This is a genomic window from Streptomyces sp. B1I3 (assembly GCF_030816615.1).
Lineage (GTDB): Bacteria > Actinomycetota > Actinomycetes > Streptomycetales > Streptomycetaceae > Streptomyces.
On the sequence record NZ_JAUSYD010000001.1, the window covers coordinates 5,275,460 to 5,289,598 of the forward strand.

Sequence of the window (14,139 nt, forward strand, 5' to 3'; positions counted from 1 at the left end):
GCCGAAACGCGGACCGAAGGGATGCGCATGCCTGAGCCGTACGACGTGATCACCATGGGGCGGATCGGGGTCGACATCTACCCGCTGCAGACCGGCGTACCGCTGGCCCGGGTCGAGACCTTCGGCAAGTTCCTCGGCGGCTCGCCGTCCAACGTGGCGGTGGCCGCCGCACGGCTGGGGCGGCGCTCGGCCGTGATCACCCGGACGGGCCGGGACCCCTTCGGCGACTACCTCCGCCAGGAGCTGGGCGCCTTCGGTGTGGACGCCCGCTGGGTGAGCGCCGTGGAGCGGTCCCCCACACCCGTCACCTTCTGCGAGATCTTCCCCCCGGACGACTTCCCGCTCTACTTCTACCGGCAGCCCAAGGCGCCCGACCTGGAGATCCATGCCGGGGAGCTGGACCTGGACGCGGTGCGGGCCGCCCGGGTCTTCTGGATGACCGGCACCGGACTGTGTGCGGAACCCAGCCGCTCCGCGACCCTCGCCGCGCTCCGCGCACGCGACGCGGCGCGGACGGCGGAGCCCGGGCGCGCCACGGTCTTCGACCTCGACTGGCGCCCCATGTTCTGGGACGAGGGGGACCACGGCTCCGTCGCCCCCGCTCGGTACCGCGAAGCGCTCGCCCACGCCACGGTCGCCGTGGGGAACGTCGACGAGTGCGAGATCGCCACCGGGGAACGCGACCCGCACGCCGCCGCCCGCGCCCTGCTGGCCGCCGGGGTCGAGCTCGCCGTCGTCAAACGGGGTCCGGCGGGCGTGCTCGCCGTCCACCGCGACGGCACGAGCTCCGACGTCCCGCCCCTCCCCGTGGACGTCGTCAACGGGCTGGGGGCCGGGGACGCGTTCGGCGGCGCCCTCTGCCACGGGCTGCTCGCCGGCTGGGACACCGCACGCATCATGCGGTACGCCAACGCCGCGGGCGCCATCGTCGCGTCCCGCCTCGCCTGCTCGTCCGCCATGCCGTTCCCGCACGAGGTCGAACAGGCCCTGCACGCCGGTGCCGTCACGGCGGCCCCGGCACCGGAGGCCACCGGAGCCGCCCCGTGACCCCGCCCGCCGCGGCCGGCGTCGCCGATCTCGTCCGCCTCCGGGCGCACCGCCCCGAGGCGGTGGCCGAGGCCGCCGCCTCCCGGCGCAGGCGCCCCCTCCTCGGCCCCACCGGACGCCTGATGATCATCGCCGCGGACCACCCGGCCCGTGGCGCCCTCGCCGTCGGCGACGACGAGATGGCCATGGCGGACCGCTTCGAGCTGCTGGAACGCCTCTGTCTCGCCCTGTCCCGCCCCGGTGTCGACGGAGTGCTGGCGGCCGCCGACGTCCTGGAGGACCTGCTGCTCCTCGGCGCCCTGGAGGACAAGGTCGTCATCGGCTCGATGAACCGCGGCGGACTCGCCGGAGCCGCCTTCGAGCTCGACGACCGCTTCACCGGCCACCGCCCAGAGGACCTGGCCCGGCAGAACTTCGACGCGGGCAAGCTGCTGCTGAGGATCGACCACGGTGATCCCGCCTCCCTGGACACCCTGCACACCGCCGCCCGCACCGTGAACGCGATGGCCGCCCACCGGCTGCCCGTCTTCATCGAGCCGTTCCTCTGCCACCGCACGGGCGACGGCCTCGGCACCGACCTGGGAGCCGCCGCCGTCACGACGTCCATCGCCATCGCCTCGGGGCTGGGCGGCACATCCGCGTACACCTGGCTGAAGGTCCCGGTCACGGAGGACCCCGACGACATGGAACGGGTGCTGCGGGCCTCGACCCTGCCCGCCGTCCTGCTGGGCGGCGAGGTCAAGGGCGATCTGGACGGGGCGTACGAGAAGTGGCGCGGGGCGCTGCGACTGCCGACCGTCCAGGGCCTGGTCGTCGGCCGCTCGCTGCTCTACCCGGCCGACGGGGACGTGGCGGGGGCGGTGGACACGGCGGTGGGGCTTCTGTGAGTGAGCACCTGCGGGGCGAGCGGGGTAGGGATGCGGCCATGACGACGCGCAGCGAGCAGCAGCGGTACCACCTCCGGGCCGGGGACACGGCGAACGGCCCGTACGCCCTGGACATCGGCCCGGACACGGCCGGCTGGGACCGGTCGAGCCTGCGGGTCCTGGAGCTCGCGCCGGGCGGTGTTCACACGCTGGTCACCGGGGAGAGCGAATGGATCGTTCTGCCGTTGACCGGCGGCTGTACGGTGCGGGTGGCAGGTGAGATCTTTGCCTTGCGGGGCAGGGACAGTGTGTTCGGCGCAGTGACCGATTTCGCCTATCTGCCGCGTGATGCCCGCGCACAGATCGCCTCCGGCGCAGGAGGCCGCTTCGCCCTGGCAGGAGCGAAGTGCGAGCGACGACTCCCCGCTCGCTACGGCCCCGCGCCGGAGGTACCGGTCGAGCTCAGGGGCGCCGGCTCCTGCTCCCGGCAGGTCAACAACTTCGCCGCCGCGGACACGTTCGCGTGCGACCGGCTCATCGCCGTGGAAGTCCTCACCCCGGGCGGCAACTGGTCCTCGTACCCGCCGCACAAGCACGACGAGCACGAACCCGGCGTCGAGTCCGAACTCGAGGAGATCTACTACTTCGAGGTCGAGGGCGACGGCCTCGGCTACCACCGGGTGTCCCCGTCCCGCCCGGGCGGCACGGACGTCCTCGCGGAGGTCGCCACCGGGGACGCCGTCCTGATCCCCGACGGCTGGCACGGCCCGTCCGTAGCCCCGCCCGGCCGCACCCTGTACTACCTGAACGTGATGGCCGGCCCGGGCGAGCACCGCGAGTGGCTGATCCGCGACCACCCCGGCCACCGCTGGATCCGTGACACCTGGCCGGCCGAACCGGTCGACCCACGCCTCCCGCTGTACGACCGGGAGGCCGGCCGATGACCACGCCCCGCGCCGCCACCCGCAGGCTGACCACCGCCCAGGCGCTGATCGCCTTCCTCGCCCGCCAGTACACCGAGCGCGACGGCCGGCGCCGGCGGCTCGTCGCCGCCACCTGGGGCATCTTCGGCCACGGCAACGTCGCGGGCATCGGGCAGGCGCTCGTCGAGTCCGGGCCCGCGATGCCCTACCTCCAGGGCCGCAACGAACAGGCCATGGTGCACGCGGCCGTCGGCTACGCCCGCCAGTCCGGCCGGCTCTCCGCGCAGGCCGTGACCACCTCCATCGGCCCCGGCGCCACCAACCTCGTCACCGGCGCGGCCCTCGCCACCGTCAACCACCTCCCCGTCCTGCTGCTGCCCGGTGACACCTTCGCCACCCGCCCCGCCGATCCGGTGCTCCAGCAGCTCGAGGTGCCGTACGCGGGCGACGTGTCCGTCAACGACTGCCTGCGCCCCGTCTCCCGCTACTTCGACCGCGTCACCCGTCCCGAGGCGCTGATCCCGGCGGCCCTGCAGGCGATGCGGACCCTCGCCGACCCGGCAGGCACGGGCGCCGTCACGCTCGCGCTGCCCCAGGACGTCCAGGCGGAGGCGTACGACTGGCCGGCCGAGTTCTTCGCCGAACGCGTCTGGCACGTACGGCGGCCCGCCCCCGACCCGTACGAGCTGGAGCAGGCGGTACGGGCGGTGCGCAGCGCCCGCCGGCCCCTGATCGTCGCGGGCGGCGGCGTCCACCACAGCGCCGCCGAGGAGACCCTCGCCGCCTTCGCCGCCGCCACCCGCATCCCCGTCGCCTCCACCCAGGCGGGCAAGGGCTCCCTGCGTCACGACCACCCCGCCGACGTCGGCGGCATCGGCCACACCGGCACGGCGACGGCCGACGCACTGGCTCGGGAAGCGGACCTCGTCATCGGGGTCGGCACCCGCTACACCGACTTCACCACCGCCTCCTCCACCCTCTTCGCCGGCCCGGCGGTCCGCTTCCTCAACCTCAACGTCACCGGCTTCGACGCACACAAGCTCGCCGCCCTCCCGCTCGTCGCGGACGCACGAACCGGCCTCGAAGCACTCGGCGCCGCCCTGCACGAACGCGGTCACCGCGTCGACGCCGGCTACGAGAGCGAGTACGCCGCCGCCAAGGACCGCTGGGAGCGGCGCGTGGACGCCGCATTCGCGACCCCCGATCCGGACGCCCGCCCCACGCAGGCCCAGGTGCTCGGCCTGCTCGACGCACTCGTCACCGAGGACGACATCCTGATCAACGCGGCCGGCTCCCTCCCCGGCGACCTCCACAAACTGTGGCGGACCCGCTCCCCGCGCCAGTACCACGTCGAGTACGGCTACTCCTGCATGGGCTACGAGATCCCGGCCGCCATCGGCGTCCAGCTCGCCGCGCCCGGCCGGCCCGTCTGGGCCCTCGTCGGCGACGGCACGTACCTGATGAATCCCACCGAGATCGTCACCGCCGTGCAGGAGAGCCTGCCCATCAAGCTCGTCATCCTGCAGAACCACGGATACGCGTCCATCGGGGGTCTCTCCGAGTCCGTCGGCGCCGAACGCTTCGGCACGGCCTACCGCTACCGGGACGGCGACGGCGGCTACACCGGCTTCCCGCTCCCCCTCGACCTCGCGGCCAACGCGGCCTCCCTCGGCATGCGGGTGCTGCGGGCGAAGTCCGTGGCCGACCTGCGCGCGGCCCTCACCGAGGCACGCGGCGCGGACCGCCCCACTTGTGTCTACGTGGAGACCGAAACGGCAGACACAGTGTCGGGGCCCCCTCCGGCACAGGCGTGGTGGGATGTTCCCGTAGCCGAGACCGCGACCCGCCCGTCGGCGGCCGAGGCGCGTGAAGAGTACGACCGGCAGATCGCAGCCCGACGCCGCCACCTGTGAAGGAGACCCCGTCATGAAGACCGTCAACCACTGGATCGGTGGCAAGACCGTCGAGGGCACGTCGGGCACCTACGGCCCGGTCACCGACCCGGCGACCGGCGCCGTCACCACCCAGGTCGCGCTCGCCTCGGTGGAGGAGACCGACGCCGCGGTCGCCGCCGCGAAGAGCGCGTACGCGACGTGGGGCACCACCTCGCTCTCCGCCCGCACCGCCGTCCTCTTCCGCTACCGGGCCCTGCTGGACGCCCACCGCGACGAGATCGCCGCGCTCATCACCGCCGAGCACGGCAAGGTGCACTCCGACGCGCTCGGCGAGGTCGCCCGCGGTCTGGAGATCGTCGAGCTGGCCTGCGGGATCACCACCCAGCTCAAGGGCGAGCTGTCCACCCAGGTCTCCAGCCGGGTCGACGTGTCCTCGATCCGCCAGCCGATCGGCGTCGTCGCGGGCATCACGCCGTTCAACTTCCCGGCCATGGTGCCGATGTGGATGTTCCCGCTGGCCATCGCCTGCGGCAACACCTTCGTGCTCAAGCCCAGCGAGAAGGACCCGTCCGCCGCCAACCTGCTGGCCGAACTGGCGGGTGAGGCCGGCCTGCCCGACGGTGTGCTGAACGTCCTGCACGGCGACCGGGTGGCCGTCGACGCCCTCCTCGCCCACCCCGACGTCGCCGCCGTCTCCTTCGTCGGCTCCACCCCGATCGCCCGCCACATCCACGCGACGGCCTCCGCCAACGGCAAGCGCGTCCAGGCGCTGGGCGGCGCGAAGAACCACATGCTGGTCCTCCCGGACGCCGACCTGGACGCGGCGGCCGACGCCGCCGTCTCCGCCGCCTACGGCAGCGCCGGGGAGCGCTGCATGGCCATCTCGGCCGTCGTCGCCGTCGGCGCGATCGGCGACGAACTCGTGGCCCGGATCAAGGAACGCGCCGAGAAGATCACGATCGGCCCCGGCACCGACCCCGCATCCGAGATGGGCCCGCTCATCACCGCCGCCCACCGGGACAAGGTCGCCTCCTACGTCACCGGCGCCGCCGCCCAGGGGGCCGACGTCGTCCTGGACGGCACGGGCCACACGGTGGAGGGCTTCGAGGACGGCCACTGGATCGGCCTCTCCCTCCTCGACCACGTCTCCACGGACTCCGACGCCTACCGGGACGAGATCTTCGGACCCGTCCTGTGCGTCCTGCGCGTCGACACCTACGAGGACGGCGTCGCCCTCATGAACGCCTCGCCGTTCGGCAACGGCACCGCGATCTTCACCCGCGACGGCGGTGCCGCCCGCCGGTTCCAGCTGGAGATCGAGGCCGGCATGGTCGGCGTCAACGTCCCGATCCCGGTGCCGGTCGGCTACCACTCCTTCGGCGGCTGGAAGGACTCGCTCTTCGGCGACCACCACGTCTACGGCAACGACGGCGTGCACTTCTACACCCGGGGCAAGGTCGTCACCACCCGCTGGCCGGACCCGGCCGACGCCCCGTCAGGCGTCGACCTGGGATTCCCCCGCAACCACTGAGGCCCGTCCGGCCTTCCCCCGCCCCCGCCTCCCGGAGGCGGGGGCGCCGGCGGTCCCGGGTGCGAGACTGAGGCATGGTGACGGCGTCGCGGCTTCCGTTCGGCACAATTCTCAGCGAGCGACTGGGGCCACCCGCGCATCCGGCCGAGCTGGCGAGCAGCCCCCGCTCCCGCGTCTGGCGCATCGAGCTGGCCGCGGGGCCGGCGGTACTGAAGCAGCTGGTGGCGGGCCCCGAGGCCGACGAGCGGTACGAGCGCGAGGTGGCCGCCCTGCGCATCGCGGCCAGGGCCCCCGGAGCACCCGTCGTGCCCAGGCTGCTCGGCACCGACCCCGACGAGCGGGTGCTCGTCCTCGAACACCTCGACCACCGGCGTCCCGCCGCCGACTGGATCGTCGGCTACGCGGCGGCCCTCGCCCGGCTGCACTCCACCGCGGTTCCCGGCGACGCGGGAGCCCTGCCACGCTGGCAGGGCCCCACCCCGGCCGACGTCGCGTCCTTCCTCACCCTGGCAGAGACCCTCGGGGTCCACGCTGCGCCGGGCGCAGAGGACGAGCTGCACGCCCTGGTGGAGCGCCTGGGCGGGGCGGAGGGGACCGCGCTGCTCCACGGCGACCCGTGCCCGGGCAACGACCTGCACACCCCCGAGGGTGTCAGGTTCATCGACTTCGAGCAGGCCTCGCTCGGCAGCGGACTGATGGAACTCGCCTACCTCCGCATCGGGTTCCCGAGCTGCTGGTGCGTCACACGAGCCTCCGCACCCCTGCTGGCACGCGCGGAGGCCGCCTATCGCTCGGCCTGGCTCGCCGCGACCGGCACCCTGCTCCCGGACACCGGACTCGCCGACGCCTGCGCGGGCTGGCTGATCCGCGGCGACGCCCTGGTCCAGCGCGCCCACCGCGGCACCGCCGACCACCTGGCACGTCTCCCGGACGAGGACTGGGAGTGGGGCACAGCAACCGCCCGCAGGCGGCTCGTCCACCGGCTCGCAGTGGTCGCCGCCATGGCCCCGGCGCAGCCCGGGCTGCGCGCCCTCACAGGCTTGGCGGCGGAACTGCGACGCGCCGCCGCACACCGCTGGCCGGGACTGCGCCCGGTCCTCGAACGGCGCCCGTAGCCGGGAAAAGCCGTGGCCACGGGCGCGTCACCCGGCCCATCCTGGATGCCATGACCGCACCGCACCACGAGATCCGCGCCCTGCACACGGCCACGACGCTCACCGTCTACCAGGCGTACCCGCCCGCCATCGGTCTCCCGGCGGCCCGCGACGGACGGTTCCCCGCCGCCTGGAAGCGCGACCGCATGACCTGGATCAAGCCGAGCTTCCTGTGGATGATGTATCGCTGCGGCTGGGGCACGAAGGAGGGGCAGGAGACCGTGCTCGCCGTCGAGATCACCCGCGACGGCTTCGCGTGGGCGCTGGAGAACGCCGAACTCTCGCACTACGTACGGGGAGTGCACCCCGACCACGCCACCTGGCAGCGAAGCCTGCGCCGCAGCGCCGCACGGGTGCAGTGGGACCCCGAACGCGATCTGCGCCTCAACCCGCTGCCCCACCGTTCCCTCCAGCTGGGGCTGAGTGGCGAGGCGGCGCGGCGGTACGCGGACGAGTGGCTCGTCTCCGTCCGCGATGTCACGCCGCTCGCCCGGGAGATCCACGGGCTGGTCCGGGCAGGAGACCTGGACCGCGCGACCGCGCTCCTGCCGGACGAGCAGCCCCTCGCGGGCCTCAACGCCCCCGTCCCTGCCAGCCCGTGAGAGCCAGGACCTCGGCGGCGATCTCCGCGACCGTCCGCCCGTCCGTCACCACCCTGCGGGTGTCCGGCGGAGCCTGGGCGTCCAGCAGGCGCGCCTTGCGGGCACTGCCGGCCACCTCACGGTCCAGGGAGGTGCCGATCTCCCGGGCCGAGAGCCGTTCGAGGGCCGTGGCATCCGTCGCGGTGAGCAGGACCCGGACGATCCGTACGCCGGGCCCGAGAGCCCGCTCGAACATCGGCGCCGCGTCCGACAGCACGCTCACCGTGTTCGTGTAGATCAGGCGCCGGTAGCCCAGTCCCGCGTAGTTCCGCCACACCGCCGTCAGATTGGCCTCCGTGACCGAGGAGCGGTGCGGGTCCCCGGCCGGGGCGGGGTGGACCTGGCCCAGGTAGTCGCCCTCGACGATCGCGTGTGCCGTCCCCGTGGCCCGGAGCCGGTCGGAGACCTCCCAGCCCACCGTCGTCTTGCCGGCGCCCGCCCGGCCACCGATGAGAAGGACTTCGGGGTGATCCATACGCAGCAGCGTGCCAGGGCCTCGCCCCGTGCCGCGACCCCTTTCCGTGGCGGGCGGCGCCGGACGGCCGTCGCCGGCAGGAGGCGGCCGCCCACTCCCGCAGGAGTGGATGTCCCTTGTGTGCCTTTCATGGCGTCGGCATACCGCATACGGAGTACGGGAAGGGGCTGTCGTACCTCCCAGGGATGCCGGGCACCTCACCCCGGGGGCACCTCGGGGTGCCGGACGCTCCGTCTAGGGTCGAGTCATGGAGAAACCGACTTCCCGGTGGCGCCGCCGGCTGCCCCGGACGCGTGGCCGGTGGGCCGCAGCCGTCGCCGCGCTCGCCGTGCTCGTGGGCGCCGGTACCTGGGCCGCCGTCGCCGACGACGGTGCGCCGGCCGTGCACCGCCAGGACCGGATGATCCGGACGAACGGGGTGAGCGTCGACACCTCCTACTTCACGACCGGGGGCTCGCAGCGCAGGCCCGCCGTCCTCATCGGCCACGGCTTCGGCGGCAGCAAGGACGACGTGCGCGCTCAGGCCCGGAAACTGGCCGCCGACGGGTACGCCGTGATGACCTGGTCCGCCCGTGGCTTCGGGAAGACCGCCGGGGCGATCTCGCTCAACGCGCCCGACGCCGAGGTCAAGGACGTGTCGGGGCTCATCGACTGGCTGGCGGAGCGGCCCGAGGTCGAGCTCGACGCGAAGGGCGACCCCCGGGTCGGCGTCACCGGCGCGTCGTACGGGGGCGCGGTGTCGCTGCTCGCCGCCGGACACGACAAGCGGGTCGACGCCATCGCCCCGATGATCACCTACTGGAACCTGGCCGACGCGCTCTTCCCGGACGGGGTGTTCAAGAAGCTCTGGGCCGGGATCTTCGTCACCACCGGCGGCGGTTGCCAGAAGTTCGAGAAGCGGCTGTGCGAGATGTACGAGCGGGTCGCCGTCAGCGGGAAGCCGGACGAGGCCGCCCGCGCGCTGCTGACGGAACGTTCCCCCGTAGCCGTGGCCGACCGCATCGACGTGCCCGCGCTCATCGTGCAGGGACAGACCGACTCCCTCTTCCCGCTCGGACAGGCCGACGCCATGGCCGAGGCCGTCCGCGCCAACGGCGCTCCCGTGTCCGTCGACTGGATCGCGGGCGGGCACGACGGCGGCGACATGGAGGGCGCCCGCGTCCAGAGCCGGATCGGCGACTGGTTCGACCGCTACCTCAAGGAGGACGAGGGCGCCGGCACCGGACCCGCCTTCCGCGTGACCCGCACCGGGGGCATCGACTCCACCGACGGCGCGGCCCTCCAGCGCGGCGCGGACGGCGCCACCTATCCGGGGCTGCTGAGCGGTGGTCGGGAGGTCGCCCTGCAGAACCCGCGGACCCAGACCTTCCGCAACCCCGCCGGAGCCAATCCCCCCTCGATCTCCGCCGTGCCCGGAGTCGGCGGCGGGCTCTCCCAGCTGTCCTCCCTCGGCGTCGGCCTCTCCCTCGACTTCCCGGGCCAGTACGCGCGCTTCGACTCCGCCCCGCTGGACACCTCCCTGCGTGTCACGGGTTCGCCAACCGTCCGCGTGAACGTGAAGGCGGACCACGGCGACGCGGTGCTGTTCGGGAAGGTGTACGACGTATCGCCGGACGGGAAGCAGCAGGTGCTGCCCTCCCAGCTCGTCGCCCCCTACCGGATCCCGCCGGGGGAGCAGGGCAAGCCGTCTGAGCTGACGCTCCCGGCCGTCGACCACGAGGTCGACGCAGGGCACCGGCTGCGCCTCGTGCTGTCCGCGACCGATCTCGGCTACGCCTCCCCCGCCGAACCGGCCACGTACACCGTCTCCCCGGACGGCCCGCTGACCGTCCCCACCGCCCCTGCCGTGAAGACCGCGTCGGCCACCCTGCCCTGGTGGACCTGGGGCTTGCCGGCCGCCGCGCTCGCCGTCGCCGCCGTACTCCTGCTCACCGCCCGCCGGCGCACCGCGACCCCCGCGCCGGACCCGGCACTGACCGGCGTACCGCTGCAGATCACCGGCCTGTCGAAGAAGTACGCCAAGTCCTCCGACCGCTACGCGGTCCGGGAGCTGGGCTTCCGGGTCGGGAAGGGGCAGGTACTCGGCCTCCTCGGACCGAACGGCGCGGGCAAGACCACCACCCTGCGCATGCTGATGGGGCTCATCACCCCCGACGCCGGTGAGATCCGGGTGTTCGGTCACGCCATCCGCCCAGGGGCGCCCGTACTGTCCCGGGTGGGTTCCTTCGTCGAGGGCGCCGGCTTCCTCCCGCACCTGTCGGGCCGTGCCAACCTCGAGCTGTACTGGCAGGCCACCGGCCGGCCCGCCGAGGACGCGCACATCGAAGAGGCCCTGGAGATCGCCGGACTCGGCGACGCCCTGGCCCGCGCCGTGCGCACCTACTCCCAGGGCATGCGGCAGCGGCTCGCGATCGCCCAGGCCATGCTCGGAATGCCCGACCTGCTCATCCTCGACGAACCGACCAACGGCCTGGACCCGCCCCAGATCCGCGAGATGCGGGACGTGATGATCCGGTACGCGGCCGGCGGGCGCACCGTGATCGTCTCCAGCCACCTCCTCTCCGAGGTCGAGCAGTCCTGCACCCACCTGGTGGTCATGGACCGCGGCCGGCTCGTGCAGGCCGGCCCGGTCGCCGAGATCACCGGCAGCGGCGACATGCTGCTGGTGACCACCGCACAGGAGGTCGCCGAACCGCTGGTGGACAAGGTGTCCGCGCTGCCCGGCATCGGCTCGGCCGTCCGCGTGGACGAAGGCCACGGGCTGCTCGTCCGCCTCGACGGAGCCACCGCGGACCGGCTGGTCGCCGAACTGGTCCGGCTCGACGTGCTGGTGACGGGTGTCGGCCCGCACCGCCGCCTGGAGGACGCCTTCCTCACCCTCATCTCCGGAGGTTCCGCATGAGCGCCGCAACCGAGCTCCGAAGCCTCGCCGAAGCCCCCGGTTACCACGCCCGCCGCACCCTGCCACTGCGCGTCGAGGCGATGCGCCAGCTGCGCAGGCGCCGCACCCTGCTCATGGGCGGGGTGCTGGCCGCCCTGCCGTTCGTCCTGATCGTCGCCTTCGCCATCGGCGGCACCCCCGGTGGCGAAGGCGGCGACGGGGGAGGCGGCTCGCGGATCAATCTGATGGACGTCGCCACGGAGTCGGCCGCGAACTTCGCGGCGACCTGCCTGTTCGTCTCCGCCGGTTTCCTGCTGGTGGTGCCGGTGGCCCTGTTCTGCGGGGACACCGTCGCGTCGGAGGCGAGCTGGTCCTCGCTGCGCTACCTCCTCGCGGCGCCCGTACCGCGTTCCCGGCTGCTGTGGAGCAAGCTGGTCGTGGCGCTCGGCTTCAGCCTGGCGGCCATGGTGCTGCTGCCGCTCGTCGCCCTGGCCGCGGGCGCCGCAGCGTACGGCTGGGGGCCTCTCCAGCTGCCCACCGGCGGCGCGCTCGGCACGGCCGACACCGTGCCGCGCCTCGCCCTCGTCGTCGCGTTCGTCTTCGTGTCCCAACTGGTCACGGCCGCCCTGGCGTTCTGGCTGTCGACGAAGACCGACGCACCGCTGGGCGCGGTCGGTGGCGCGGTGGGGCTGACCATCGTCGGCAACGTCCTGGACGCCGTCACCGCCCTCGGGTCCTGGCGCGAGTTCCTGCCCGCGCACTGGCAGTTCGCCTGGGCGGACGCCCTCCAGCCGGACCTGGAGTGGGGCGGGATGGTCAAGGGGGCGGCGGTCTCGGTGACGTACGCCCTGATCCTGTTCGCCCTCGCCTTCCGAGGGTTCAGCCGTAAGGACATCGTGTCCTGAAGCCGGTGTTCCGCCGCGTTCCCGGGCGGTGTTGCCGCATCGAGACGGATCCGCAACACGTTCGTCTGCTCCAGCCGGGCGCCCCGTACGTCACATTCACAGATGCTGACGACGCGGGGGGTACGGATGGAACGCCGGACAAGGACACACCGCAGCGCGCTGGTTCTGCTGCTGGCAGGCGGCATGCTGATCACGGGATGCAGCGGGACGGGGACGAGCGGCGACTCCGCGGCCGACCGCAACAGCGGTGCACGCGGCCCCGGGGGCGCACAGCCCGCCCCCGGGGCGCAGTCCGCCGCACCGGACGGCGTCCAGCGGAAGGAGGACGGCGGCGACCGGGAGGCCGCGCCGCCCGACTACCTGTCGACCTTCGCCCTCGACGTGGACACCGCCAGCTACGGATACGCCCGCCGCACCCTCGGCGACGGAAGCCTGCCGGCGGCGGAGACGGTGCGCCCGGAGGAGTTCGTCAACAGCTTCCGCCAGGGCTACGAGCAGCCGGAGGGCAACGGCTTCTCGGTCGGCGTGGACGGCGCCAGGCCGGGCGCCGACGCCGCCGACTGGTCACTCGTGCGGGTCGGGCTGGCCACCAGGGCCGCCGCCGGGACGGGTGAACGCCCCCCCGCCGCACTGACCTTCGTCGTCGACATCTCCGGATCGATGGCCGAACCCGGCCGACTCGACCTGGCCAAGACGTCGCTGGGCATCGTCGCCGACGAACTGCGCGACGACGACTCCGTCTCCCTCGTCACCTTCAGCGACGAGGCCGAGACCCGGCTGCCGATGACCCGCCTCCGGGGCAACCGCACGAGGGTGCGCGACGCCATCGAGGAGATGGAACCCACCGACTCCACGAACGTGGCAGCGGGCGTCACGAGGGGGTACGCCGAGGCCGTCAAGGGCTACCGGGAGGGCGCCGGCAACAGGGTCGTCCTGCTGTCCGACGCGCTCGCCAACACCGGTGAGACCGACGCCGACGCGATCCTGGAGCGGATCGGCGACGCACGCGAGAAGTACGGCATCACGCTCTTCGGCGTCGGTGTCGGCAGCGACTACGGCGACGCTCTGATGGAGCGCCTCACCGACAAGGGCGACGGCGACACCACCTACATCGGCGACGAGGCCCAGGCCCGGAAGGTCTTCGTCGACCAGCTCCCCGCCCACGTCGAACTGCGGGCCCGGGACGCCAAGGCGCAGGTGGCCTTCGACCGCAGGACGGTGCAGCAGTTCCGGCTCATCGGCTACGAGAACCGCAAGGTCGCCGACGACGACTTCCGTGACGACGGCGTGGACGGCGGCGAGGTCGGTCCCGGGCACACGGTGACCGCGCTCTACGCCGTACGCCTCCGTGCCGGCGCCACCGGCCACGTGGCGACGGCGACCGTACGCTGGCTGGACCCGGAGACACGCAAGGCGCACGAGGCGACCGGGTCGGTGGAGACCGGTGCGATCGACGGGAAGCTCTGGGGCGGTGACAGCCCACGCCTCCAGGTGACCGCCGTCGCCGCGTACTTCGCGGACACACTGCGCGGCGGCGACCTGCCGGGGAGGCCCGCACTCGGCGAACTCGCCGCCCGCGCACGGAAGCTGGCCGGGTCCACCGAGGACAGCTCGGTGGAGAAGCTCGCGACGGCGATCGAGCAGGCGGACCGGATCAGGAGCGGCGGTGGCGACGAACCGCCGGGTGACGAAGGCGAAGGCGAAGTCGGCTGACGGCGCCGCCCGGGCCCGGCAGGGGATCGCTCCCCGCCGGGCCCGTCCCTGTCGGTGACGGCCGCCGGAACACATCGGGCAGCCACCGGCTCCGGACTGTCAGGGCCT

11 protein-coding genes are annotated in these 14,139 nt (G+C 73.4%); 10 read left to right on the forward strand and 1 reads right to left on the reverse strand.

Annotated features, from left to right (window positions below; all coding sequences use genetic code 11):
- Positions 1 to 27 precede the first annotated feature (27 nt).
- The 7 genes from iolC (at position 28) to QFZ58_RS24105 (ending at position 8,018) form a co-directional block, all read left to right on the forward strand.
- Entirely contained in the window at positions 28 to 1,047 is a 1,020-nt protein-coding gene (gene iolC / locus QFZ58_RS24075) for a 5-dehydro-2-deoxygluconokinase (RefSeq protein WP_307126979.1), read from the forward strand.
- Positions 1,044 to 1,934: a deoxyribose-phosphate aldolase gene (locus tag QFZ58_RS24080; protein WP_307126980.1), complete on the forward strand. Its 891-nt coding sequence runs from the start codon at positions 1,044 to 1,046 to the stop codon at positions 1,932 to 1,934. The genes iolC and QFZ58_RS24080 overlap by 4 nt, the downstream gene beginning before the upstream one ends.
- A 38-nt stretch (positions 1,935 to 1,972) precedes the next feature.
- Positions 1,973 to 2,857: a 5-deoxy-glucuronate isomerase gene (gene iolB / locus QFZ58_RS24085; protein ID WP_307126981.1), complete on the forward strand. Its 885-nt coding sequence runs from the start codon at positions 1,973 to 1,975 to the stop codon at positions 2,855 to 2,857.
- Positions 2,854 to 4,749, forward strand: coding sequence for a 3D-(3,5/4)-trihydroxycyclohexane-1,2-dione acylhydrolase (decyclizing) (gene iolD, locus QFZ58_RS24090; protein ID WP_307126982.1), 1,896 nt, complete (start codon positions 2,854 to 2,856; stop codon positions 4,747 to 4,749). Before iolB ends, iolD begins: the two co-directional genes overlap by 4 nt.
- Positions 4,750 to 4,762: 13 nt before the next feature.
- Positions 4,763 to 6,262: a CoA-acylating methylmalonate-semialdehyde dehydrogenase gene (locus QFZ58_RS24095; protein WP_307126983.1), complete on the forward strand. Its 1,500-nt coding sequence runs from the start codon at positions 4,763 to 4,765 to the stop codon at positions 6,260 to 6,262.
- Positions 6,263 to 6,336: 74 nt separating this feature from the next.
- Positions 6,337 to 7,377: a phosphotransferase family protein gene (locus QFZ58_RS24100; RefSeq protein WP_307126984.1), complete on the forward strand. Its 1,041-nt coding sequence runs from the start codon at positions 6,337 to 6,339 to the stop codon at positions 7,375 to 7,377.
- Between the two features lie 50 nt (positions 7,378 to 7,427).
- Positions 7,428 to 8,018 (forward strand): DUF4291 domain-containing protein, encoded by a 591-nt coding sequence (locus tag QFZ58_RS24105; protein ID WP_307126985.1) that lies wholly within the window; start codon positions 7,428 to 7,430, stop codon positions 8,016 to 8,018.
- On the opposite strand, the gene QFZ58_RS24110 is transcribed toward QFZ58_RS24105, so the two are convergent.
- Positions 7,990 to 8,532 (reverse strand): zeta toxin family protein, encoded by a 543-nt coding sequence (locus tag QFZ58_RS24110; protein ID WP_307126986.1) that lies wholly within the window; start codon positions 8,530 to 8,532, stop codon positions 7,990 to 7,992. The two genes, QFZ58_RS24105 and QFZ58_RS24110, sit on opposite strands and share 29 nt — an antisense overlap.
- A gap of 247 nt (positions 8,533 to 8,779) precedes the next feature.
- Between QFZ58_RS24110 and QFZ58_RS24115 the strand changes: the two genes are divergently transcribed.
- The 3 genes from QFZ58_RS24115 (at position 8,780) to QFZ58_RS24125 (ending at position 14,031) form a co-directional block, all read left to right on the forward strand.
- Positions 8,780 to 11,434 carry an alpha/beta fold hydrolase gene (locus tag QFZ58_RS24115; protein WP_307126987.1) on the forward strand — a complete coding sequence of 885 codons (2,655 nt, stop codon included), beginning with the start codon at positions 8,780 to 8,782 and terminating at the stop codon, positions 11,432 to 11,434.
- A complete protein-coding gene (locus QFZ58_RS24120) occupies positions 11,431 to 12,318 on the forward strand; it encodes an ABC transporter permease (protein ID WP_307126988.1) in 888 nt (295 codons plus the stop codon). Before QFZ58_RS24115 ends, QFZ58_RS24120 begins: the two co-directional genes overlap by 4 nt.
- A gap of 126 nt (positions 12,319 to 12,444) precedes the next feature.
- On the forward strand, positions 12,445 to 14,031 hold the full coding sequence (locus QFZ58_RS24125; RefSeq protein WP_307126989.1) for a von Willebrand factor type A domain-containing protein: 1,587 nt from the start codon (positions 12,445 to 12,447) through the stop codon (positions 14,029 to 14,031).
- The last annotated feature ends 108 nt before the right edge of the window (positions 14,032 to 14,139 follow it).

Coding starts and splice junctions, on each gene's coding strand:
- iolC (WP_307126979.1), top strand. CDS start 28: ATGCCTGAGCCGTACGACGTGATCACCATGGGGCGGATCGGGGTCGAC.
- iolB (WP_307126981.1), top strand. CDS start 1,973: ATGACGACGCGCAGCGAGCAGCAGCGGTACCACCTCCGGGCCGGGGAC.
- iolD (WP_307126982.1), top strand. CDS start 2,854: ATGACCACGCCCCGCGCCGCCACCCGCAGGCTGACCACCGCCCAGGCG.
- QFZ58_RS24095 (WP_307126983.1), top strand. CDS start 4,763: ATGAAGACCGTCAACCACTGGATCGGTGGCAAGACCGTCGAGGGCACG.
- QFZ58_RS24100 (WP_307126984.1), top strand. CDS start 6,337: ATGGTGACGGCGTCGCGGCTTCCGTTCGGCACAATTCTCAGCGAGCGA.
- QFZ58_RS24105 (WP_307126985.1), top strand. CDS start 7,428: ATGACCGCACCGCACCACGAGATCCGCGCCCTGCACACGGCCACGACG.
- QFZ58_RS24110 (WP_307126986.1), bottom strand. CDS start 8,532: ATGGATCACCCCGAAGTCCTTCTCATCGGTGGCCGGGCGGGCGCCGGC.
- QFZ58_RS24115 (WP_307126987.1), top strand. CDS start 8,780: ATGGAGAAACCGACTTCCCGGTGGCGCCGCCGGCTGCCCCGGACGCGT.
- QFZ58_RS24120 (WP_307126988.1), top strand. CDS start 11,431: ATGAGCGCCGCAACCGAGCTCCGAAGCCTCGCCGAAGCCCCCGGTTAC.
- QFZ58_RS24125 (WP_307126989.1), top strand. CDS start 12,445: ATGGAACGCCGGACAAGGACACACCGCAGCGCGCTGGTTCTGCTGCTG.